The organism is Peribacillus sp. FSL R5-0717, from assembly GCF_038002945.1.
Lineage (GTDB): Bacteria > Bacillota > Bacilli > Bacillales > DSM-1321 > Peribacillus > Peribacillus frigoritolerans.
Genome location: NZ_JBBOOF010000001.1, coordinates 117,487 through 141,614, shown reverse-complemented (window position 1 = coordinate 141,614; position 24,128 = coordinate 117,487). Strand labels below are relative to the sequence as shown.

Annotated in this window: 18 protein-coding genes and 1 pseudogene; 13 read left to right on the top strand and 6 right to left on the bottom strand. The window is 36.0% G+C overall.

Annotated elements, in window-relative coordinates:
* The first annotated feature begins 94 nt into the window (after nucleotides 1-94).
* Nucleotides 95-1,249 (top strand): M20 metallopeptidase family protein, encoded by a 1,155-nt coding sequence (locus NYE65_RS00665; protein ID WP_249598115.1) that lies wholly within the window; start codon nucleotides 95-97, stop codon nucleotides 1,247-1,249.
* Nucleotides 1,250-1,396: 147 nt separating this feature from the next.
* Here NYE65_RS00665 and NYE65_RS00660 read toward each other — a convergent pair whose 3' ends face one another.
* The gene (locus NYE65_RS00660; RefSeq protein WP_340859529.1) at nucleotides 1,397-2,350 is read right to left on the bottom strand and encodes a LysR family transcriptional regulator; all 954 of its coding nucleotides are present in this window, start codon (nucleotides 2,348-2,350) and stop codon (nucleotides 1,397-1,399) included.
* A gap of 718 nt (nucleotides 2,351-3,068) precedes the next feature.
* Between NYE65_RS00660 and NYE65_RS00655 the strand changes: the two genes are divergently transcribed.
* The 6 genes from NYE65_RS00655 to NYE65_RS00630 all read left to right on the top strand — a co-directional run bounded on the left by NYE65_RS00655 (nucleotide 3,069) and on the right by NYE65_RS00630 (nucleotide 10,539).
* Entirely contained in the window at nucleotides 3,069-4,124 is a 1,056-nt protein-coding gene (locus tag NYE65_RS00655; protein ID WP_328176948.1) for an ornithine cyclodeaminase family protein, read from the top strand.
* A gap of 25 nt (nucleotides 4,125-4,149) precedes the next feature.
* On the top strand, nucleotides 4,150-5,274 hold the full coding sequence (locus NYE65_RS00650; RefSeq protein ID WP_328176949.1) for an aminotransferase: 1,125 nt from the start codon (nucleotides 4,150-4,152) through the stop codon (nucleotides 5,272-5,274).
* Between the two features lie 472 nt (nucleotides 5,275-5,746).
* Complete coding sequence (locus tag NYE65_RS00645; protein ID WP_340859528.1) at nucleotides 5,747-6,202, top strand: MarR family winged helix-turn-helix transcriptional regulator; 456 nt, start codon at nucleotides 5,747-5,749, stop codon at nucleotides 6,200-6,202.
* A gap of 1,200 nt (nucleotides 6,203-7,402) precedes the next feature.
* The gene (locus tag NYE65_RS00640) at nucleotides 7,403-7,585 is read left to right on the top strand and encodes a YolD-like family protein (RefSeq protein ID WP_034307388.1); all 183 of its coding nucleotides are present in this window, start codon (nucleotides 7,403-7,405) and stop codon (nucleotides 7,583-7,585) included.
* Nucleotides 7,586-8,245: 660 nt separating this feature from the next.
* Entirely contained in the window at nucleotides 8,246-8,875 is a 630-nt protein-coding gene (locus tag NYE65_RS00635) for an NAD(P)H-binding protein (protein WP_057277389.1), read from the top strand.
* Between the two features lie 47 nt (nucleotides 8,876-8,922).
* Nucleotides 8,923-10,539, top strand: a complete 1,617-nt coding sequence (locus NYE65_RS00630) for an FMN-binding glutamate synthase family protein (protein WP_328176952.1) — start codon at nucleotides 8,923-8,925, stop codon at nucleotides 10,537-10,539.
* A 1,048-nt stretch (nucleotides 10,540-11,587) separates the two neighbouring features.
* Here the strand turns inward: NYE65_RS00630 and NYE65_RS00625 are convergent.
* Together NYE65_RS00625 and NYE65_RS00620 are read right to left on the bottom strand one after the other, a co-directional pair.
* On the bottom strand, nucleotides 11,588-12,226 hold the full coding sequence (locus NYE65_RS00625) for an HD domain-containing protein (RefSeq protein WP_340859527.1): 639 nt from the start codon (nucleotides 12,224-12,226) through the stop codon (nucleotides 11,588-11,590).
* Between the two features lie 104 nt (nucleotides 12,227-12,330).
* Nucleotides 12,331-13,248 (bottom strand): LysR family transcriptional regulator, encoded by a 918-nt coding sequence (locus NYE65_RS00620; protein WP_340862068.1) that lies wholly within the window; start codon nucleotides 13,246-13,248, stop codon nucleotides 12,331-12,333.
* A gap of 446 nt (nucleotides 13,249-13,694) precedes the next feature.
* On the opposite strand from NYE65_RS00620, the gene NYE65_RS00615 reads away from it, so the two are divergent.
* On the top strand, nucleotides 13,695-14,306 hold the full coding sequence (locus NYE65_RS00615) for an FMN-binding negative transcriptional regulator (protein WP_340859526.1): 612 nt from the start codon (nucleotides 13,695-13,697) through the stop codon (nucleotides 14,304-14,306).
* Nucleotides 14,307-14,521: 215 nt separating this feature from the next.
* Here NYE65_RS00615 and pdxR read toward each other — a convergent pair whose 3' ends face one another.
* Entirely contained in the window at nucleotides 14,522-15,907 is a 1,386-nt protein-coding gene (gene pdxR, locus NYE65_RS00610) for a MocR-like pyridoxine biosynthesis transcription factor PdxR (protein ID WP_328176955.1), read from the bottom strand.
* A gap of 126 nt (nucleotides 15,908-16,033) precedes the next feature.
* On the opposite strand from pdxR, the gene NYE65_RS00605 reads away from it, so the two are divergent.
* Together NYE65_RS00605 and NYE65_RS00595 are read left to right on the top strand one after the other, a co-directional pair.
* Nucleotides 16,034-16,657 (top strand): FMN-binding negative transcriptional regulator, encoded by a 624-nt coding sequence (locus tag NYE65_RS00605; protein WP_264638743.1) that lies wholly within the window; start codon nucleotides 16,034-16,036, stop codon nucleotides 16,655-16,657.
* Between the two features lie 243 nt (nucleotides 16,658-16,900).
* Nucleotides 16,901-17,539 carry a LysE family translocator gene (locus NYE65_RS00595; protein WP_328176956.1) on the top strand — a complete coding sequence of 213 codons (639 nt, stop codon included), beginning with the start codon at nucleotides 16,901-16,903 and terminating at the stop codon, nucleotides 17,537-17,539.
* A 1,392-nt stretch (nucleotides 17,540-18,931) separates the two neighbouring features.
* Here NYE65_RS00595 and NYE65_RS00590 read toward each other — a convergent pair.
* Nucleotides 18,932-19,477, bottom strand: coding sequence for a cysteine hydrolase family protein (locus NYE65_RS00590; RefSeq protein ID WP_249597675.1), 546 nt, complete (start codon nucleotides 19,475-19,477; stop codon nucleotides 18,932-18,934).
* A gap of 119 nt (nucleotides 19,478-19,596) precedes the next feature.
* On the opposite strand from NYE65_RS00590, the gene NYE65_RS00585 reads away from it, so the two are divergent.
* Complete coding sequence (locus NYE65_RS00585) at nucleotides 19,597-20,040, top strand: Lrp/AsnC family transcriptional regulator (protein ID WP_063575991.1); 444 nt, start codon at nucleotides 19,597-19,599, stop codon at nucleotides 20,038-20,040.
* Nucleotides 20,041-20,855: 815 nt separating this feature from the next.
* Nucleotides 20,856-21,058, top strand: a pseudogene (locus tag NYE65_RS27145) (IS110 family transposase); the annotation flags it as partial.
* 20 nt (nucleotides 21,059-21,078) lie between these two features.
* Here NYE65_RS27145 and NYE65_RS00575 read toward each other — a convergent pair.
* Complete coding sequence (locus NYE65_RS00575) at nucleotides 21,079-22,170, bottom strand: GntR family transcriptional regulator (RefSeq protein WP_034307361.1); 1,092 nt, start codon at nucleotides 22,168-22,170, stop codon at nucleotides 21,079-21,081.
* Between the two features lie 340 nt (nucleotides 22,171-22,510).
* On the opposite strand from NYE65_RS00575, the gene NYE65_RS00570 reads away from it, so the two are divergent.
* The gene (locus tag NYE65_RS00570; RefSeq protein WP_340859525.1) at nucleotides 22,511-24,121 is read left to right on the top strand and encodes a xylulokinase; all 1,611 of its coding nucleotides are present in this window, start codon (nucleotides 22,511-22,513) and stop codon (nucleotides 24,119-24,121) included.
* The last annotated feature ends 7 nt before the right edge of the window (nucleotides 24,122-24,128 follow it).

Here is a 24,128-nt window from a genome sequence, read left to right as displayed (position 1 = left end):
TTACATCGATTTATATACAATTTAACAATAACGAGTATTCTATTTTAAGCGAATCGGAATTTTAATTAGAAATTAGTTACTAGGGGGAATAAAAATGGACACAGCTGAATTGAATAAATTAACAAAATGGGCAATTGAACATAGGAGATATTTTCATCAGTATCCCGAATTATCTGGCGAAGAATTTGAAACACGTAAATATATTAAACAGCATTTGGACAAGTTGAATATAGAAATATTAAATTATGAACCTCCGAGCATAGTAGGATATCTTAAAGGTACAGAAGGTAGCACAACTATTGCCCTAAGAGCCGACATGGATGCACTCCCTGTTGAAGAAGAGGGTGAAAAAAGTTATATTTCACAAAAACCTGGAGTTTCTCACGTTTGTGGACATGATGGACATATGGCTGTGATATTGGCGGTAGCCAAGTGGTTGTCCGAACATAGAAGGGAAGTAAAACCAAATATCGTTTTTATTTTTCAATCCTCAGAAGAAATGTCTCCTAGTGGTGCTGAATCTTTAATACGACAAGGGGTATTAAACGAAGTCGATATGATTTTTGGAATTCACTTGTGGCAACCCCTTCAGAAGGGAAAGATTGGAATACGCTCTGGTGCGATGATGGCGTCAGTAGATGATTTCCGTATAACGATCGAAGGAATGGGGGGACATGGTGCTTCACCTCATGAAACAGTAGATTCTGTTTATATATCAAGTCATATTATAGGAGCCCTTCAATCTATTATAAGTAGAAGAATTGATCCATTGAATCCAGCTGTTATTTCTGTTGGGAAAATGGAAGCAGGAACTTCTTACAATATCATTCCTACCAAGGTATCCATGTATGGGGCAATACGAACTTTATCAAATGATACAAGACATTATATTTGTAGTGAAATGAAGAAAGTTATTGAAGGAATTTGTAATAGTTTTGGAGCGAATGGAAGTTTGGAATTGTTCGGGGGATTATCTCCTGTGATGAATGATAAAGAAATGAGCCATTTTGTGGGAAAGACAGTCAAAACAGTGTTTGGGACAGAAGTTTTAGTTCACGTAGATCCTACCATGGCATCGGAGGACTTTTCTTGTTATTTAGAAAAAAGAAAAGGGGCTTTTATTTTTGTAGGAACCGGAGGGGAAAAGAGCGCTTATCCACATCATCACCCCAAATTTGACATAGATGAGGACGTTCTAGAGACTGCAATAAACTTATTCATAGGACTTGTACTAAATTATGAAGAATAGTCCGATTTGAAACATTAGTTGAAAAGATAGTATTTCCTAAAGAATATTCAACAGGAGTAAACAAAACAAAAAGTCCTGAATAACATCAAATGATATTATTCGAGGACTTTTTGTTTATTATGGTTAGAAAGCAAAGGACATTCTTTACTATGTTGTAGCTACCCAAGCATCTTTTAATAGGTCACTAAAGGAATTAATAGTAGCTCCTTCTGTTCGCATTTTTAAATAAATTAAAGATGTTTCAATCGTTTGAGTACAATAATGTAAAGGAACGAGTAGTCCGTTGGCAAGTTCTTCTTTAATGACATTTTCCCCGAGTAAAGCAATCCCTGTTTGATTGAGTACAGCACGTCTAATGGTTTCATCACTTCCACCGAATTCAATGATAGACGCCGGTCTATAATTCATCTCGGAAAAACATTGTTTAATTAGTGTATCAAAGCTACAGTTTCCATGAAATGCTAGAAAAGGATATTTTTCTAATATTCTTTCTTTAGTGTTATCTTTTAAAATTTCTGCAGCAACTACTAGTACTGCCCTTTCTTCACCAAGAACATGACTTTCAATATCTTTATGGTTACATTCACATGCAATAATTCCTATATCTGCTTCATTACTAAGGATCTTTTCAATAACGCCCAGACTATTGGAGGGTATAAGTTTTAATTTAACTTGTGGATGAAGGTTTATATAGGCATTTACCAAAATTGATAGGTAGTGACTACAATAATATTCAGATGCAGCAATAGAGAGTCTTCCAGATGGACCATTCAATTCCTCCAGGTCTCTTTCTAATTCCTCCACAACATTAAATAACTTATCTGTATGTTTTTGTAACTTTTTACCTGCGGGAGTTAAAAAGGTATTTTTTCCAATGCGAGTAAAAAGTGAATGACCAAGTTCTCTTTCCAATACTTGAATTTGTAACGTAATGGTTGGTTGTGTGTATCCTAAAATTTTAGCTGCTTTTGTCATATTCAGGTGTTGGGCAACAACCTGGAAAGTTTTCAAGTTTCTAAGCTCCATACTTTTTCCTTTCATACCTGAAAAAATAGATATAATTTTGCATTTAACAGTATTAAGTTTTTCTATGGTTACCATTAAATTAATTCATTTTATCTCTATTTTAGCCTGTGATAAATTTATTGCGGGCACAATTTAGATGATATTCATACTATCAGAAGATGAATATGAAGGCAAAAATGTCAGGATTAACATTGAAAATCAAAAACAATGATTTAAATTAGGAGCATGTTAGAGTCTTTTAAACTCTTTATAGTCAGGTTTACAGTCATTTAGTTAAAAATTAAACTCATTTCCTGAACGGGGGGATACAATACAATAATTGCAATTATTTAAACAATGGGTCTAGTTATAACTCCTTATAGTTGATCGTTCTTACAGTTTTATTATTTATTATGATTGAAGTAACTTCCTACGTGCAGCTTTGTTTCTACGAATCCGATGCCAAGGCGTCTTATATTAGCTAACTATAGTTTTATAGGTCCCAAATTACAGAATCAGTTTAATCAGAATCATCATAAATCTTTTTGGTGCAGGGTTACTTTACTTTGAATGACTGCATTAATACATTTCATCAAAAAATAAATGGTTAACTATAAGGAACAAGAGGCTCATGCATATTCAATTAGAATATGTGCTGGGCCTTTTTTTTTATAAGGAATGCTTAATCACTAAGTTTTTTTTATAGATACTATTAAATTAATTAATTTTTCCGTTTGTTTATGCTGTGATAGATTTAATTGGAACTTAGTAGTGGCAACTGCTTTGAAGATAAAAAATTAAAGGAGGAATAATATTGTTCCCATTTAGAGTTTTAAATCAAGAAAATATTAAAGAGTTATTAGACATGAGAACTGCAATAGAGTTGGTCGAAAGAGCTTATACGTTGAAAGAGAAAGACGAGGCTTCTTTATTTCCGATGGTATTTCATGAGTTTGAACCTGGTAAAGCAGATATGGATATTAAGTCAGGAGAATTAGTAGGTGCAAATATCTTTGGCTTAAAATTAGTTTCATGGTTTGGGGACAATCCTTCTAAAAACCTTCCGGCCGTTGTAGGGACAGTTCTAGTACTCGATAGTCGTACAGGAGCCCCTCTAGGCATTATGAGTGGTGAGTTTATTACTATGATGCGCACTGGAGCTGCTGGAGGTATAGGAGCCAAATATTTGGCAAGAAAAAATTCAGAGCATCTCGTTTTGGTTGGTTCAGGGCATTTAGGACCTTTCCAAATTATAGCTACCTTGATGAGTATGGAGAATATCAAAAAAGTAACTGTTTACAACGCTAATTCTTTTGAACATGCTAATGATTTTTGTGAATCGATAAAGGATAAATTATTGGAACTTCTTGCTCCTTATAAAGATCTAGAAGAAGAATTTTATAATCAAATGCTTCAACGAATCAACATTTCATTTGAAGCAACACAAGATATTCAACAAGCAACAGAACAAGCTGACATCATTATTACCGCAACTCCAGCTCGTAAACCTATAATTAAAAAAGAATGGGTGAAACCAGGTACGCATATATCATGTATAGGTGCAGATATGGAAGGGAAGCAAGAAATCGATGAAAACCTTTTTGTTAACGCAAGAGTGTTTGTAGACGATGTAGGTCAAGCCATTAGTGTAGGTGAGACTGAAGTTCCGTATAAAAAAGGACTTATTGCAACCATTCAAATTGAGGATGAAATAGGAAGTGTGATTTTAGGTAAGGTTGCCGGTCGCGTGTCTAATGAAGATATTACGATTTTTGATAGTACGGGAATATCTTTACAAGATTTATTAACAGCTAACTATCTTTTAGAACAAGCAACTGAAAAGAAACTTGGTCTTCTCACAACACTTTAATAAATATATATAAAGGAGATTTATCATGAATATTAAAACATTTGCCGTAGAACAATGGATGAATGAATACGAAGTGGAAGCTGTGTACAATATTGCAGAGACTTGTGTAGAGTCGCTAACAGTAAACGAATTAATCTCAATTGATGGAACAAATCCAGAAAAATTTCTCGTTGATTTGGGCAAGAACAAATTAACGTATGGGCATATTGAGGGCTCTCTAGACTTTAGAACATTAGTATCAAATCAGTATCAATCTCTTGATGCTGATAATGTACTAGTAACAAATGGTGCCATTGGTGCAAACTTTTTATTACTTTATTCTCTTATCCAACCAGGCGATCATGTAATTGCAGTCCATCCAACATATCAACAATTATATGAAGTTCCTACATCATTTGGCGCAACTGTAGACTTATTACCTTTACGAGAAGAAAATAATTATTTACCGGATTTAAATGAGTTGAAATCCTTAGTAAATGAAAAAACAAAAATGATAATAATTAATAATCCAAACAATCCATCAGGCGCTATTATCGAAAAAGAAATGCTTGAAGAGATTGTAGAAATTGCTCGTTCTTATGATGCTTATATCCTTTGTGATGAAGTATATCGTAAGTTATTACAAGAAGACGATTTAGTGGTTCCATCTATTGTAGATTTATACGAAAAAGGTATAAGTACATCTAGTATGTCAAAAGTGCTCTCATTAGCGGGTTTACGTCTTGGGTGGATAGCTGGACCAAAAGAAGTAATTTACGAGTGTTTTAGACATCGTGATTATACAACAATAAGTTGTGGTATGTTAGATGATATTTTGGCAGTCCATGCATTGAAGAATTATGACAAAATTTTAGATCGAAATCGTAAAATTATTAAAGAAAATTTAACTATTTTAGACGCATGGGTAGAAAAAGAACCTTTAATTTCTTATGTTAAACCACGTGCTGGTACCACAGCTATGCTTAAATATGATCTCCCCGTTTCATCAGAAGACTTTTGTATTGGTCTCTTCAAAGCAAACGGTGCATTTCTCACGCCTGGTTCTTGTTTTGATATTGAAGGTCATGTTCGAATCGGTTACGCCTGCAAAACAGAAGTGTTAGAACAGGGGCTTCAAAAAGTATCAGAATACCTTCAAACATTTAAATAATTGAGATTTGAAATTATTATAAAGAAATTTATAAACATTAGTTTAATTTGTGCAATGGGCAAAAATTAGTTTTGTCAGATGCATTAGCAACTCTTGAGATAAAACAAAGAAGAGAATTTATTTGGTATTAGAAAAGCTAAAGTATAAAAAATCATAGAGTTAATAGACGTATTCCTGGGTTAGGATTAATGATTTAAATTGAAATTATTAATCCTAATACAGGTTATTCAAAGGTTCTTCTGTTAACATTTACCAAAGAACAAATCGATAAAGGATTAAGTTTGATATAGCATATGAAAAGACATTAAAGCTAAAAACTTGTTAAAGGAACTTCAAAATTTAAAAATCTCAAGTTACATAGACATTTAGCATTAAAAACGTCTTATTAGATATTTATTTTGGATAAAGAGAGAAGCAATTCTAGATGACGCTCCTTATAAACCTATTTTGAAAAAATAAGTGGGGAAGAATTATGGATAGAATTATTGAAGAGATTAAAGTTATTGCAAGATGCTTAGATACACTCAGCAATACAGTATATAAAGATTTTCAACTTTCTAGGGGACAGTACTTGTATCTCATTCAAATCTGTGAACACCCTGGAATGATTCAAGAAAAGATAGCTGAAGTGATTAAAGTCGACAGAACTACAGCAGCTCGCGCTATTAAAAAGTTAGAAATAAGCGAATTTATAATAAAAGTAGGTGATAAGGAGAACCGAAAAATAAAAAAGCTATTCCCTACAGAAAAAGGTAAAGAATTATATAAACTGATAGAAAAAAAAGAGAAACACTTTAATGCATCAGCTCTCCAGAGTATTAATATAGAAGAACAGCAATTAGTTTTAAATCTGATTCAAAGAATAAGAGGAAATATTGAAATTGATTGGCAGCATATAAAAAAGGGTTCTGATGCAAAAACTCCATGATAATTTCAATTAAACTCTAAATAATGGACATATTGATACAGTGGAAAAGTTATCAGACATACATGATTTGTGAAAAGCGAGAGGGTACTGAGGTACAAACCTGTGCTTGCATATATTAAGCGGAGACGATTGAAGAACGGGGATTATTGATGGCTCACACAATATTATGCCCGAAATCATCAAATGGACCGCCAATTAGATGAAAGGGTATGACTTCATCTTAAGCAATGACTATTGGAGCGCCTACGAAACGTATACCAAAGTAAAAGGTCATTGGATGTAGCTGTATCGTGCAGTGTATTTCGAAGGAACCAGATTGATTTTTTATCAGTATAACGAGTGACAAATAAGGCTGCAAGCACTTTATCAAGGAAGCCTTGGGTCTTTTCATGTTTCTAATTCTCGAGGCATACCGGTCGATATTCAAAGCATTGCGAACAGCCAAACAGATTATCTCATCTGTTTGGCTGTTATGCATATGTTAAAAAAGACAACTTCAAGGCTGAGTCTGTCCAAACCAAGGCAGCAGGCAAGGAAGAGTAACAGAGAAAAAAAGGTAAATCATACTGTTCAACACATCAAATTTAAGCTGATGCATTAGAATAAGAAGTACTGCAAATAACAAAAATTATTGAAGAATTAACCATTAAGAGCAATAGGGCCAAATCATACATGTAACGGTATTTTTTATCTGATTATATTCTTAATAAATTAGATTCAAGGAAAATCGATCTGGTACCTGAGGTATAGGTTCCATACCCGCGGAGGATAAAAGTACAAATCCTTTTCAGGTAAACCAGTGGCTAACGAAAGTACAGTATAGTCCAAATGACAATTTGAAAAAGATAGGGAATCCAGTTCTTTCTGGACTAGAAAATCTATGAACGATCTTGGAATGACTTCGGAAAACCATGTAAGAAATCAGCCCGTTTTGTCGATAAGGGAGTCCGCCGACAAAACGGGGATATTATACGTTAAGTAATTTTCAGTCTAAAAACTTAATATTCATTTTTTATTATTGATTTTACCATTTCCTAAAATATTCTAATGTTCAAACCTTCACAAATTGTTCACAACAATAATGAAAACGCTTACGATTTTCATTGTATAATATATATATCCTAATTGATTTCATAGTTTTGCACCAATTATCATACAATTTTAAATAAATGATTGAATAGACAGAAAGGAGATAATCAGGTGATCTTAAAATCGTTGAAAAAAAAGGGCATAACGACCATCATTTATTATAAAGAAGGAGTATTAAAAACATGCAAGGGGCAATTGCATAAACTTAACCTTAATGAACAAACCCTTTCCTTAAAGGATGAAAATCAAAAGATTTTTTCTATTCGTTTATCTCGTATTATGGAAATCTATTAATTCAATTGCTTTCAATTAACATATTTAAATTACAATATATTTATTAATCCCGAATCTTTAGTATATTACTAAAGGTTCTTTTTTCATATATGGAAAGCCGGTATGTTTAGCATTCCTGTAGTTAGTAATTTTTCAGTTTTGAAAAAAATGGGGCATCTCATTTCCGGATTGATAAATATAGTTTTTATACTATGGCCAGTATCCTTCGTGGAATTCCTCAATATGGTGTTCGTTAGAAAGTCTGGGTGCGGTTAACTATGGAATGTATGGAGTGATTATATAAAAAATTAATATTTATAATAGATAATTCGGGTTTGTTTCCCCAGGAAATAATCGTCTTTAATGTCAGATTTTCTATAATTACCTAAATTAAACGCCATTTACTTCACAAGAGCGGAGTAGTTGGGTTTCCGTTACTATTTAATTCCAATCACTAATCTAGTTCTTACAGCTTCAGTAATAATGGATGTCAGATTATTAATTTTGAGATTACGTACTGTAAATAAAAGCCTAATCGCTTCCACTGAAGAAATGGGAATTCCCCTAATAATTAACTATCAAAGAATCGTTAAAATTAACGATACGGCGAAGGCGCTTAATTGTTTCATTAAACTTTAAAGTGGTAAATAGATAGTATCAAACTAGCAGGGAGGTATTAAAATGAGAGTACTGGTAATAGGAACAGAGGACATGACCGGAGAGCACGTTGTAAAACAGCTGGCAGACAGGCACCATAACCCGGTAGCACTGGTAGGAGCAGAAAATAAAGTTGAGGAAATGGTTAAACTTGGAGCACGAGATGTAGTTTCTTTGGAAAAAAGGGATTTTTCCAGTGCCTTTTCGGGCTGTGAAGCAGTGATCTACCTGAGTAGCGCCAGTCCCCGGACTGGGGAGGGAAAACCAATACTGGTTGACCATCAGTCAGTAATAGACTCAGTTGAGGCTGCTAAGAAACATGGGGTGAAGCGCTTTGTTTTGATGAACACCATGCGAGCAAAAGAAATGGAGAGCAAGAATTCTAGTACAAACGATGTCAAGTACCACTCAGAAGAGCTATTAAAACAGGAAAAGCTTACATATACGGTCATACGGACAAGTATGCCTGTGGATAAGCCGGGAATAGGTAAAGTTGAAGCTGGACCATCAATTGTGAATGACAAAGGCGAGATACCAAAAGAGGATATTGCTTCTGTATTGGTTAAAGCGTTGGATACTGAAGAAGTATTTAATAAAACGTTCCATGTAACTTCTGGCGAAATTCTGATTGATGAAGCACTCCAAAGATTATAGATAACTCGAGTAACTTGCACAAAAAATAAGAAGCAAAGGGTGATAAAATGTCCAAGTTGAAAAATTACCTTCCTACAGTTTTAAAAGGATCTGCCGTTTTAGGGACAGTTGCGGCCGCAGCGTACTTTTACCGAAAGGATGATACACAAAAACAACATTCAATCCTGAGGAATTTCCCCCTAATCGGCAGAATTAGATACATGACAGAGCAAATAGGACCTGAACTTAGGCAGTATTTATTTGAAAATAATAATGAAGGCACCCCTTTCTCAAGAAAGGAATTCGAGGATGTTGTAAAAGCAGGAAAATATAAGGAGCGTTTAATCGGATTTGGATCGGAACGTGACTTCAATGAGGCTGGATACTATATTCGAAATAGTATGTTTCCCAATCTCCGGGAAGAATTGAGAATAGATAATAGCCAAAAAATCAATACAAAGGTATATGAAGTAGATGAGGAAGGTCTATTGACCAGAAAGGAGGAGCGCGAAGATAGACAAATAGAACCGTACTTTTTACGAGACGAGGATGCTGTCATAATCGGAGGGGATACATGCCGGAATCCCTTTAAATTAAAGGGGCTCGTAGGACAATCTGCAATGAGCTACGGGGCACTCGGTGAGAATGCCATCACTGCACTTTCGAGAGGATTAGGGCTTGCAGGAGGAACATGGATGAATACTGGTGAAGGTGGTCTTTCCAAATACCATCTCTCCGGAAATCCCGACATCATGATGCAAATCGGTCCGGGACTGTTTGGAGTAAGGACACCAGGTGGGGAGTTCTCTTGGGAAGAATTCAAGAAGAAAAGTGAAATCGAGCAAGTAAAGGCATTTGAAATTAAGCTGGCACAAGGTGCCAAAATCAGAGGTGGGCATATCGAAGGACAAAAGGTGACAGAAGAAATTGCCCAAATCCGCCTGGTAGAACCTGGCCAAACGATCAATAGCCCTAATCGGTTCTATGAATTCAAGAATTTTAATGAATTGTTCGAATTTGTGGAAAGAATGAGGGATGTAGGCGGAAAGCCTATCGGTATCAAAATTGTTGTGGGGGATCTTGATGCACTTGAGGAAATGACGAAAACCATGAGAGATACAGGTAAAGGGCCGGATTTTATCACGGTGGATGGCGGGGAAGGCGGAACTGGGGCAACCTATCAGGAGCTTGCAGATGCAGTCGGACTCCCAATTATGTCAGCCTTGCCACTTGTAGATGAGATGTTAAAAAAATATGGAGTACGTAACAGGGTCAAGCTGATTGCATCAGGCAAGCTGACTTCTCCAGATAAAGTGGCGGTCGCTTTAGCGATGGGGGCAGATTTAGTCAATATAGCCCGCGGTTTTATGATTAGCGTTGGCTGCATCATGGCAGAAATCTGCCATACAAATCATTGCCCTGCAGGAGTAGCCACAACTGATTCAAAGTTGCAGGAAGGTCTGGTTATTGAGGAAAAACAATACCGAGTCGCCAATTACGTGATTTCCCTCCGCGAGGGGCTATTTAACCTTGCAGCTGCCGCAGGTATAGATACTCCGACCAAATTTGAACGAAAACACATCGTTCACAAGGATGAGTGGGGAAGAGTTTCCCCTGTCCGGGACATCACCCTCACTCCCCAAAAAGTGGAGAAGTTAAGAAATAAGGAAAAAGTGGAGAAATAGCTTGGCGGGATTTTTATTTTTACTATATAGAAGAAACTCGTCAAAAAGGTAAGCCTTTGCTCAATGCAGCAAAGGCTATTTAAGTGCGTCCGGCATTGGAGCAATGTATAAGGGGGGCAAGTCTCGAATCATGAAGTCAGTAGTAATGATTAGCTTAACGGATGGGTGTCTGAGTATTCAAATAAAATAGAGGTGAAAGTTAAAAATATCGAAGTTTCAAGGAAGGATTGTTTACAAATGGAAAATGAGCTCGTCTAGTTTCATCTTCTGAGCCCGTGAGATAGTAAAAGTAACAGAAAGACCAGAAGTCATTTCATTAGCGGGGGATTTCGGGTTTCAGAGCTGTTTCCTGTAGAAGCGCTTAAAGTTGGTGCAATATTGTATTGAATGAAGAGGGAGCGGCATTTCTTCAATATATATGTGCGTGTGAATGACCCCGTGAACTATACCCGTTGATTTGGATGGGGCAAAAGGAGAGAGCCGAATCAGGCATCAAGATTAATCTTAACCGTAGGGGGAAGTTGCTTTACGACTTTAAGAATATAAGTATATGGATGTTTCCCGCAAGCTTCCGAAAGGTAACTGGCAGGAAGTCATCCGATTGGCAGGACAGAAAGTGGGCTGGAAAGTCTTAATCGATTTTTATTTCAGGTTAGAATTGAATTAAAAAATGGAATGTTACTTTTTCAAATACAGGGGTCTTTATTAGTTACGAAAAATAAACAACCAAGGGAGAAATCTAATTGGTTGTTTATTTTTTATTTGGCTCCTTTCGTAAAGATTGTTGTTTTTAAACGAAACTATTTAAGGTTGATTGTAGCGGAAGTGCGAATCTCCTGCGGGTACAGCGGGACAGGTGAGACCCCACAGGCGTTTACGCCGAGGAGGCCCACCGCCCGCCCCGCGGAAAGCGAGCATCTGGAGGGGAAATCAACCACACCGCACTACTTGGTAAATAGCAACAAAGTATGCGAATACAGCCTTTATTTTTTAGTAGCTTCCTTGGCCGATATAACCTTTTGTACAAACTTTCTGTCATTTTTGTACCCTATTCTGTCCAAGGTGAATGCAAAATACATTCACAGAAATTTTTATTTTTATATTCCGGTCTAAAATATTCAATAATATCTTCCTTCATATTGCCAAAAGTAGTTTCTGGCTTATGCTTAAAGCCATCATAAAACGCTGGAATAATATCCTTTTTGAAATTGTTACGTGGGAAGGTCTTTATAATTTCTTCACGCAAGTCGTCAGGGAATTGTTCAAAGCCATCTCCCATCACATCTAAACCAACACCTGAAAAGAGTAGTGCCACTTCAGCTTCCTTATGTTCTGCAACGCCAGGTGTCGTATGTAATGCAATAGCATCCCATACAAGACGAATCGACTCATCTGGAATTTGATACTGCTGTAAAAAGCTCCTCGCTGCATTTGCACCGTCTACTTCAAATCGTAAATCTGGACTGCTGAACTTTTTTGTTAAACCTAAATCATGGAATAATGCACTAACATATAGCAACTCTAAGTCATGATTCTGCTTCATTTTTTTCCCGTTGACTGCACCAAATAAAAATACACGATTTGAATGATTCCACAACAAGTCGTCCCCATGCTCGCGTAAAAGATCTGCTGCTTCTTTAGCCAATTGAGAATCTGGAATTTTAATACCTGCTACTTCTTGAAACATAATTGAAAATCCCCTTTACAATTTGATTATGAACTTGTTTTCATTGTAAAGAGGAATTTATCATTTATCTATCCATTCATTTCTATGATAATAATAGATAAAAACTATAATATAGAACTTTTTAAAGAAGTTATCTCATCTTTTTCTGTATGAAAACGCAGCCTTTCAATTTCACATAATAATAACTTAATATACTTACGTGCCGCATAATTGATAAAACGATTCTTTTTCATCACGAGATAGACAGATCTAGTCAAAGTTGGTTTTTCAATACGTTGGAAAAATAAATCCTCTGTATCATAAAATTCATATAATGTACGCGAAACAAAACTGCGGCCAACCCCATTTCGAACGAGCTTCAAGATAGATTCAATGCTAGACGTTTCGACGATGGGTTCTAACTGCCTGCCAACCTCAAGACTCGTTTTATCAAGTATTTTTCTGCATTGATGGATATTTGGAAATAAAATAAGCGGACTATCTAAAACATCGGAAAATGAAGCCTTCTGCTCTCCAGTACTTTGATTACTAATCAGGTAAAATTCTTCATCATACAACTTCGTCACCATCAACATATCATCACGATTGAATTCAAAACCAATACCAAAATCTGCTTGATTCTCTAAAACAGCCTTTTCCACTTGATCAGTACTTTGAACAAACACTTTTATGTTTGGATATAATTGGTTGAATTTAATGCACAAAGTGGATACCAAATCAGTTATTTCTCCTGGTAACACGGCAATTTTCAATTCCCCGATTTCTACTTTTGTAAGTGCTCTAATTTGAGAAGATATACTTTGTATGGAATTTTGAATATTCAATGCTTCTTGTTGTACGATTTCCCCCACCTTAGTAAGTTCAATCTTCTTACCAATACGGTTGAATAGTGCATAGCCCACATCTTGTTCAAGCATTTTAATTTGATGGCTTAAAGTTGGTTGCGAAATTCCTAATTTTTCAGCTGCTTTTGTAAAATGCAGTTCTTTACTGACCATTAAGAAATATTCTAAATGTCTTATTTCGATACTATTTCAATCCTTTCTAATGAAAATAATTAAATCTGTATGCTTCCAATAAAATAATCTAGTTATTAAGTTACTTTATTTGAAGGGATTATTCCATAATTTGGCCTGATTGCTGGATAAAATTAAAAAACACCATTAGGCCATTTGTTATTTTGGTTCATAAATACCTCACTATGATTTGGATAACGGGCCTGGTTAAACAGAAATCATGTCTAATTACTGATTAAAATTGAAGTCGTAAATAATTCAATAAATGTAAGTTTATATTCATCAAAATAAAAGGTCATCATTATATGAAAATTGTAATCACTATTGACATGTGCAATTAATGATAATTGTACCTTTTTAGATGTCAGTTTACATAATAGAATATTTCCTATAATACTTAAAATTTGAGATAGTCGAAAATTGAAAAGACTTTATCAAGGAGGAGGTAAATCATGTATATACCTAAACATTTTCAACTCAAGGATGAAGAATTAATTTATGATTTTATCGAAAAGTACAGCTTTGCCACTTTATTTTCTCAACACAATGGAGAACCATACGCTACCCATCTTCCACTCACATTAAATAAAGGGGAAAGTGCATTATATGGTCATTTTGCCCGACCAAACGAACAATGGAAGGATATAGAATACCAAAAAGTTCTTGCGGTTTTCCAAGGTCCTCACTCTTATATATCTCCTTCTTGGTATGAAACAACGATGGCAGTTCCTACTTGGAATTATGTCTCTATACATTTATATGGAAAGATGGAGATTGTCGAAGATCAAAAAGTCATATTCGATTCCCTGAATGATATGGTAAAAAAATATGAAAGTCCAGATAGCCCATACAATTTAATTGATGTGGATTCCAGATTTATCGAAGGAATGAGTAAAGGGATTGTAGTATTTAAAATAAAAATCACAAAAATTGAAGCGAAAGCTAAATTAAGTCAAAATCACCCTGTGGAACGGCAAGAATTAATTATTAAGAATCTAGAAAACACTGCTCAACAAGATAATATACAAGTAGCGTCTCTAATGAAGAAGAATCTACAAAAATAAAAGTTACTCGACATTGTCTTGTTCAACAGATGTGGTAGATTTGTTAAAAAATTAAGCCTAATTTCAGATGGAAATTAGGCTTAGTTTTTGATCTACTGCTGCCACTTAATTTCATCGCAATTAAAAATTAAGGGACCTATGAAGATTATTTTTCGGTGCAGCACCAAACATTCAAATAAAACAGCTACAATTCATTCTTTCAAAGAATGGTGGAGTTATTCTTTGAACCATGCCTTCTTTAAGAGTTTCACACCCACATCGATTTCATTGGAAGAAAGATTACTGAAACCTAGTTTAACCATTGGTCCGTCGGTGTTATTTTTAATGAAGTAGAGGGACGTAGGATACACAGTAACTCCATGTGAGGAAGCTTGTTGAATTAACCATTCTTCTGTATGCTTCAGATGAACTTTGACTAATACGTACAAACCAGATTGTTCACCAATAATGGATATATTTTGACCGAATTGCTCTTTTAAAGCGGATACTAAGTGCTGCATTTTTCTTTTATAAACAAGGCGCATGCGTTTAATATGTCTACTCCATTCTCCCTCTTCCATAAATTTAGCCATTGTAAGCTGGTTAAGCAGGGAGGTAGTAGCTTCAAAATGAAGAAACTGATTTTTATAATGATTTAAAAGTGGCTGTGGCAAGACCATATAACTTAAACGAATTCCTGGAAGAAAGGACTTCGAGAAATTCCCTAAATAAATGACTCTTGCCGAATCAATGGAGGCAAGAGCAGGAAATGGTTTTTGTGTATAGCGAAATTCACTATCATAATCGTCTTCGATAATATATCCACGCATCTTGTTAACCCAATGAATAATCATTTGCCGTTGTTGGATAGACATGCTTACTCCAATTGGACTTTGATGGGAAGGGGTTACATAGATTAATCGTGATTTCATTTGTTCTAATTTTGAAAGTTCAGCACCTGTTTCATAAACCGGCAAAGTTTCAAACATAAAACGATGGAATTGAAAAGCTTCCCTGGCACCGTCGTAACCAGGGTCTTCTACTATAATACTCGGGAATTCATCCTTCAGTATATGTCCCAGGTATACAAGCATTTGTTGGGTACTGCTTCCGATAATAATTGCATTTGCATTTGTTTTCACTCCGCGTGATTGGAATAAATATGTGGAGATTTGTTCGCGCAGGCATTCTTCCCCAAATGGTTCCCCGTATCGAAAGCTATCCTGTAATGTTAATACTTGATTAGCCATTCTCCTCCAAATTTTCAGTGGGAAATGTGTTTGATCAACGGCATCTGCCCTGAAATTAACTACCGGAGGTCTCTTGGACCCAGTCTGCTTTTTATCATAAGAGATTAAGGGTTCCTGAAATATACGTGGTTCTAACTCGTTTGCAAAATAACCTTTTCTGCCCTCTCCACGAATATACCCTTCAGCAACAAGTTGTTCATATGCCAGTAAAGTTGTATTGCGGCTTACATGTAAAGAATCTGCAAGTTGACGAATGGAGGGTAATTGCTCATTCGCCGAAATGTCTCCTTGTTCAATATATGATTTGAACTTCTCATAGATTTGTTTGTATTTTGGGGCGTTATCATTGAACGTAAAAATGGTATTATTCATTTGCATTCCCTCTGACATGTATATTTGTTTAATATTGTACCTTTTTTTATGTCAACTTGTATAATAATATTTTTTTATCGGATATTTATTTTAAAAATTCAAATACAAGTTGAAAGGAAGATTATTGTGTACATTCCTAAGCAATATCGTATGAAAAATGAAGAAGCAGTTCAAATTATGAAGTCTAACCCGTTTGCCTTATTGATTACTGTTAATGAACATCGTCCCTTGGCTACTCATATTCCTTTGGAAATTCGCGAAGATGAAGGGAAAATCTATGCGACTGGGCATATTGCATACGGAAACATGCAGAAAAAGACTTTAGACAATAATAGTGATGTTTTATTGATTTTTCAAGGACAGCACGCTTACATTTCATCAAGTTGGTATCAGTGCGAAGAGGTTCCAACATGGGATTATCTAGCTGTACATGCGTATGGATCAGCGCGTTTAATCACTGAAGACGAGCTGATTTCCTCCTTGGATACTATGCTTAATCATTATGAAGGTCACCGAGAAAATGGCCGGACCTGGGAAACGTTTGATCCAGAGTTGCTTAAGAGTGAAATGAAAGGAATAGTGGGCTTTGAAATTGAAATCACATCTATTCAAGCTGCAGCCAAAATGAGTCAAAATCGCAATGACACCGATTACAAAGCGATTATTACAGAGCTTGAAAAGTCAAATGAACAAGGGGAAATTCAGGTTGCGCAATGGATGCGAGAGCAAAGGAAAGGGTCAATTGAATGATTGGCATATTACTAGGGTTTGCTATGGCACCCCTAAAAGCAAAAATGGTGTTTATCATTTAGGTAAGTCAAAACCATTCCTTATAGACAAGAGCTCATTATAAAACAGTTGGAACATATTTCTTTTCTAAATGAGCAACAAATCGCCTCCTTGATGAAAACGAACCTTAAAAAAGTGTAACTTTCACCATAAAGGAGGAGCCCAATAAATCTTGTGCCAAAATACAATAAGGAGTTGCTTTTTATGGAGTTTTCTAATATTTGGCTATTTGTAATTGCTGCTGCTACATTGTTAATAATACCTGGACCGGCTGTGTTGTATATTATGGCAAGAAGTATAGACCAAGGGAAGAAAGCGGGCATAGTATCAGTTCTTGGTGTATCACTTGGCGGTTCTGTTCACGTTTTAGCTGGAGCGATTGGAGTTTCAGCGATCCTTATGACATCAGCAACAGCCTTTAATATCGTTAAATACTTGGGTGCTGCTTATCTTATCTATCTGGGGTGCAGGACTTTATTTTCTACATCTGATCGAACGACTTCAGAAATTCCAAAAGCCCCTAGCAAAAAGTTAGTAAAGATATTTTACGAATCTGCGCTCGTGGAGGTAATGAATCCTAAGACAGCACTCTTTTTTTTAGCCTTCTTTCCGCAATTCATATCACCTTCGGCCGTATCAGTCACAATTCAATTTTTACTTTTAGGAATTATATTTATTATCCTAGCTTTTATTAGTGATGGTCTGTATGCAGTACTCGCAGCAAGTATTAGAAAGCGGATTCTGGGTACTGAAGTGAATTCTAGGTTGCAGAATCGGATAACTGGTTATTTATATATTGTTCTAGGGGTATTCTCCGTCTTTGCTAGCCCCTCCAAAACATAAGAGTATTTGATAAAAGTCGAGTCTACTAAGATATAAGTAAAACGAAATGGAAAGATATTTTATGCCTAGGTTTATCATTGATGATGATTTTTGGTCGTTATTCCCTCATGCAATTGCATGCTTTAAAGTCAATGGCAGCCTCAATTTTACGAACCACCTAGATCGCAGGCACCAGTTGATCTCCCTGAATAGAGTCCTGTTTAGACGGCATTCTCATCACAAAAGTTTTTTTAATAATTCGGTTTAAACAATAAAGACTCTAGGCAAAAGGTTTCTATCTAAAGGTTTGGAGCGGAAGTGCGAGACTCCTGCGGGGAAAACGTGTCAAGGGGAGACCCCCCAGGCGCAAAGGTGCAGAGGAGGCTTCCCCGCGATCATCCACTGAAAGCAAGTGCCTGGAGCGGAAATCAACATCCAAATGGTACAGGCAAGGCAAAAACTGCAGATCCAATCATATAGACATGGGAGCCACAGTTTGTAGACTACCATCTAAAAGCTAAACCAAAGTTGATCGGAGAGAAAGGTGCGAGACTCCTGCCGGAAAAACGTGTCAAGGGGAAACCCCCGCAGGCGCAAAGGCGCCGAGGAGGCTTCCCGGACCGCCCGCGGAAGCGAATGCCTGGAGCGAAAATCAACGTCTAAATAGAACACCCAAAAAAAACATAGGCATACAATTTTCATCGAGTTTGCCTACAGTCTGAGGTAAGGGCACTATTATACTCTTATCTTTTCTTTGATAATTGCAGCTTTTGCCTTTTTATACTTAACAAATACGTTGTCATACTCGGTTTTCAAGTAATTCATCATCTTTTGATTTTAATGGGAATTATGAAAGTAAAAGGAAAGTCGTTTAAAAAAAGAGAAGGGTTTTATCATAAAGGGTCAAAAAGAACGTTTAATTCTTATTAATAGGGGTTTCTAATGAAGCTCCTGCGTTAGTGGAAAAGTAAGAATTCACCCTTGTCAAAAATAATTTATTATTTGAAAAAGTATTACATTGTTTTATGGGTTGAGGATCAACGGGACAGGCTGCAATTAACCTAAAAGGGAACTTTATTGGTTTCGAATTAGATAATAAGTTTCGAATGTTAAGCTTTTAAAAGTTGATTGTGTAATCTTATTTTGGCCGTGAGCTAAGTGTTTATTTGATACAGGTATTTTAGTATTGAGGTACTGTCACATGCCCTAGCTTGATGGGCATGTGACGGTATACCTTTAACATCATTTCTTTTTTTTGTTTAATTTTTTTTGTGCAACGGGTAGTTTCACATTTGCAGGAAACTGCAAGATACAGCTTGGATAACAGTCTAACATCAGTAAAAAAGGGAGCTTGTTTAAAAACAAGCTCCCACTTATAATAAATTATTGGTTCTACAAGGTTGTATTATTTTTTTATTCCAGGAAATCCTCGGTCGAAATTACATTGGCATACATACCGTTAAGTGCGCTGACAAAGGCATAATGGACCTGTTCAGCTGGAACGACCTTATCTTGATAAGATAAGTCCCTTGTCGCACATGCATCTTCAATAAGAGTAGTTTCAAAGCCTAAATCCACTGCAGCTCTGACTGTGGCATCAATGCACATATGCGTCATCATACCTACAATCACTAGCTTTGTTACTCCTTTTTCTTTTAATTTGCTTTCTAATTCAGTCTGTAAAAAGCTGTTAGGGAAATGTTTTATGATAATGCTTTCGTGTTCTAATGGTAGAACAGCTTCATTCAGTTTAACTCCATCCGTATTCGGAAGAAAAAAGCCTAACCCAGGATCACTAGCGATATGCTGGACATGAAAAATATTATCTTTGTTATTCTGCCTAAACCATTCAAGAACTTTAGCAGCATTAGCGGCTGCTTTTTCAGGGTTGCTTAATTCCATCTTTCCATTTGGAAAATAGTCATTTTGAATATCGACAATGATTAAAGCTGTGCTCATTTTTTCCACCTCTTTAAAAAATTTTAGTACAATATAATGATAAATGATATATTGATTTCTATCGATACTTTGATGAAACACTTTTATATCAAAGCATTTCATGGTGAAAGGAATTTATTATGGAACTTGATAACATTGATTTTCAAATCCTTCGGTTATTATCCGAAAATTCACGTATTCAGTGGAAAGACTTAGGTGAACAAATTCATATGACGGGACAAGCAGTAGGAAATCGGATTAAAAAACTTGAGGAAAATGGAGTAATTAAAGCCTACTCACTAATAGTCGATGAAATGAAATTAGGACTTTCTTATACAGCATTTGTCATTATTTATATGGAAACAGCAAACCATGATTCGTTTATACGTTTTATTAATGATAGAAATGAGATAGTTGAAGCTCACCGAGTATCGGGAGAAGGTTGTTACCATTTAAAAATAAAAGTTAACTCTCAAGAACTATTGAATCTTTTTCTTAATAAAATTCTCGATTATGGGAACTATTCGTTAAATCTATCAATACAAGAAATTAAGCAACATAATCCGTTGACTGCCACAATTTAATAAATATATATTTTTTTTAAAAGAAGATACTGTATTCCCAATCATCATGAATCGTTCCAATTATGGGGATGTTCGACTGGGACAGTAGCAGTGGGAATAGTCTTTTTTAATATCGTAGATTCGAAGGGAAAAGTAATACGTTAGATGATTATGCGCTTGCTGATGTTGGTGTTGGAATTTGTTTACGTTAGTTACCGTAGTAGCAGGGTCTGCTTTCTTATTATTCCCTTAATCGCGAGGGATGTGGGTAAAAGCGGGAATCCGTCAGCAAAGAGGTGGCAAAGAGATATGGTGTAGACTTAAACAAGGGGATAGATTGTTAACGAAGATGGTCCATGAACTTAATCTAACATGAAACCATACCCGAAGGTGGAAGTTAATTAATGTATCGAAGAAATATGGACAAATTACTGTTCTTATAAGCTGGTTACACACACTTTGTTTTTTACTAGGTTAACAAGTGAATGGATTGTACCTGTTCCATTTTGTTCATCTACGTGCTCAATGTAGTACTTTCCTGGTTGCAGGTTACGTTAGCCATAATTGTTGATTAAGAAATTTCTTCTGCTCGTTTAGCTACCCCATTTGGTTTGCAACAGTTTTACTATTTGTTCCAATTTCCTTAGAAAGAGTGTTTTATTAAAATAATCCAAGAGTCCTTACTGGACTAATAGGTCTTGCTTTAAAAAGGGAGGTTGCTGTGGCAGCCTTTTTCTTATGGAACAAAACGGGTTCAGGTTTTAAAAAAATAGGGCTCCTCAGTGAGATATAAGTTAGACACCACATTAACTCAAAACCCTATGAGGAACCCTAATATGAAGTTTAAAATGCAAGATAAACAAAATCAACTAAACGATAGAATTTCCATTGGAGTGGATATTGCCCAACAATTACATGTGCTAGAGCAGTGAATTCCCGTGGAATTGTAATCGTAGACCCATTTGCATTTGAAAATAATGAAGATGGATTTGTTGGTTTAATAAAATGGATGGAGGCAGCCATTGTGGGAGTGGAGCCTATAGTCATCACACACTAAGGTTATTGTATGTCTAACTCTTTGACAGTTTCGCCTTCAATTAACACTGGCTGATAATAGGTTTCGTTTGGTAAATCCTTCTTTCCTTGTAATTTCTTAATGACCCAATCAGCTGCATCATGTCCCATTTGTTCTTGTGGGTGTGTTAATGTTGTTAGTTTGATATTGGCATTTTTCGCAATATAGGAATTGTCCTGTCCAATAATTGATAATTGTTCGGGAATAGAAATATCGAGTTGTCTGCATACATTTACTACTTCCAACCCTACCTCGTCGTTATAACAAACAATGGCAGTCAACACGTCTCTATTTTCATTTAGGAACTCTTTCAAGTTCGTGTATAGGTCTAGCTTCGTTTCTGTAGTATACGAAAGCAATTGTTCTGGTTGAAAGCGTAATTTGGCTTCTCCAAGTGCTTTTATATACCCCTTCATTCGATACTTTCCTTGTAAGTCATCCATTTTAGCAATGAGTCCGATTTGGGTGTGTCCTTTCGAAATCAATTCTTTTGTTGCGAGGTAGCTTGACTGCACATCATCCAGGCAAAAGAAAGGAACCTCTAATTCTTCATAATAAGCGTTGATCATGATGAATGGAACCTCTTGTTCCTTAAATGATAGGTAGTAACCGATGTTGGGATTGTATAGATTGCTTTTTGTAGGTTCAATGATCATACCATCCACGCCAAATGACAACATCATTTCCAAGGCTTTTTTTTCTTGTTCGACATCATTATTTGTACTGGCTAATAGTAACGAATAATTATCTTCATTCAATCTTCTTTCAATTCCGCGGATAATAGAAGGGAAAATGTAATCAGAAATGTAGGTCGTGATTACACCAATCGTTTTATTTTTGGAATTGCCACCAGATTTTGATTGATATTGGTTACTAACATATGTGCCAGATCCTTTTTCACTTCTCAAGAATCCCTCGTTTGATAATTCTAAAATGGACTTTCGTACAGTGTGTCGGCTAACGTTGTACATTTCTTGCATGACGGATTCAGTAGGAATTTGTTCCCCTACACTATATTCACCTGTAAGGATTTTATTTTTTAAATCATCAATGATTACCTGATATTTTGGTTTCATTAAACCTCACTTCTTCCATAGTTGTTTGCATTCTAATTTATGCGCTTAAAATATTTGTGCGGACATATTTTACCATAAATTTTGAATAAATTAAAACAAATCATCTTATTTTTTGTATAAAGTTATAAATTCCCCCTATTTATCTTTAGGTTTCATGTCGTATAACTTCCCTTAATACAAATTCATGACTTTAAGGTGAGGATGGAGCATGCCGTCTGAAAGTTGTAAGTATAAATAATATAAAACATTGACAAATGTACGTACAAAAAATATAATATGGTTGTTAATAAAAATTTAAGCGCCTCCTTTTATTGAAAGCGCTGACAGAAGGGGGATTAACGTGCAAACGAATATATTAAAAATCAAACAAGCGATTACCGGGGGAGAAACTTCACTTGGAATCGAATTTGGATCCACACGTATTAAAGCGGTGTTGATTGATAATCATCATGAAACTATCGCATCTGGAAGTTATGAGTGGGAAAATTTCTTGGAAGATGGAATTTGGACGTACAACTTAGTGGATATTATCACTGGTCTGCAAACAGCTTATAGTGAAATGAAGCAAGAAGTTGAACGGAATTATGGAATTACCATTCGAAAAATAGGTTCTATTGGATTTTCCGCAATGATGCACGGTTACATGGCTTTTGACAGTACAGGGGAGCTACTTGTTCCGTTTCGAACTTGGCGTAACTCAACAACAGGTGTTGCCGCAAAAGAACTAACTGATCAATTTCAATTTAATATCCCTGAACGATGGAGTATTGCTCACCTTTATCAAGCGATACTAAATGAAGAGAAACATTTGCCTCGCATTGATTGCATTACGACTTTGGCTGGATACATTCACTGGTTATTGACTGGAAATAAAGCAATTGGCATTGGAGATGCTTCAGGCATGTTCCCCATTGATGAATCTACGCAAGATTACAATGAATCAATGGTCAAGCAGTTTGACGATTTAATTGCGACGAAAGGTTATCCTTGGAAGCTAAAAGAGATTCTTCCTAAAGTCTACATTTCAGGCGAGCAGGCGGGTGAATTAACCGAAATTGGAGCGAAAATCCTGGATAGATCAAGAAATTTACAACCAGGCACTCCAATTTGTCCACCGGAAGGCGATGCTGGGACTGGAATGGTTGCTACGAATAGTGTGAGGAAACGTACCGGAAACATCTCAGTAGGAACTTCCGTTTTTGCGATGATTGTACTAGAGAAAGAACTTTCAAAAGTATATCCAGAAATTGATCTGGTAACTACACCAAATGGAAGTCCCGTTGGAATGGTTCACGCGAATAACTGTTCAAGTGATCTCAATGCTTGGCTGGGATTGTTCCGTGAATTTTATGAGGCAATGGGACAAAAGGTTGATATAAATAAATTATTTGAAGTAATGTTGAATAAAGCTTTGGAAGCGGATCCAGATGGTGGCGGTTTGCTTAGCTACGGTTATTTATCAGGTGAAAATATCACAGGATTGGAAAAAGGGCGACCATTATTTGTCCGCTCGCCTGAGAGTCAATTCAATTTAGCAAACTTCATGCGGACTCACCTTTTTACTGCTTTCGGTGCATTGAAAATCGGAATGGGTATTTTGACAAAAGAAGAAAATGTTGCAATTGATCGTATTTTGGCTCACGGTGGATTATTTAAAACCCCTCTTGTTGGACAAAAAATTGTTGCTGCTGCAATGAATGCTCCAGTATCAGTTATGTCAACAGCAGGAGAAGGCGGCGCGTGGGGAATGGCGATTCTTGCATCTTACATGATGAATAAAGATCAAAAAGAAAGTTTAGAAGACTTCCTCGACAAAAAAGTATTCGAAGAGGCTGATGGGCAAGAAATTTATCCTGATCAAGTAGATGTTAAAGGATTTGAAGCATTTATTGAAAGATACAGGAAGGGTTTAGTGATTGAACAGGCCGCTGTAGACAATTTGATGTTATGAGTGGAAA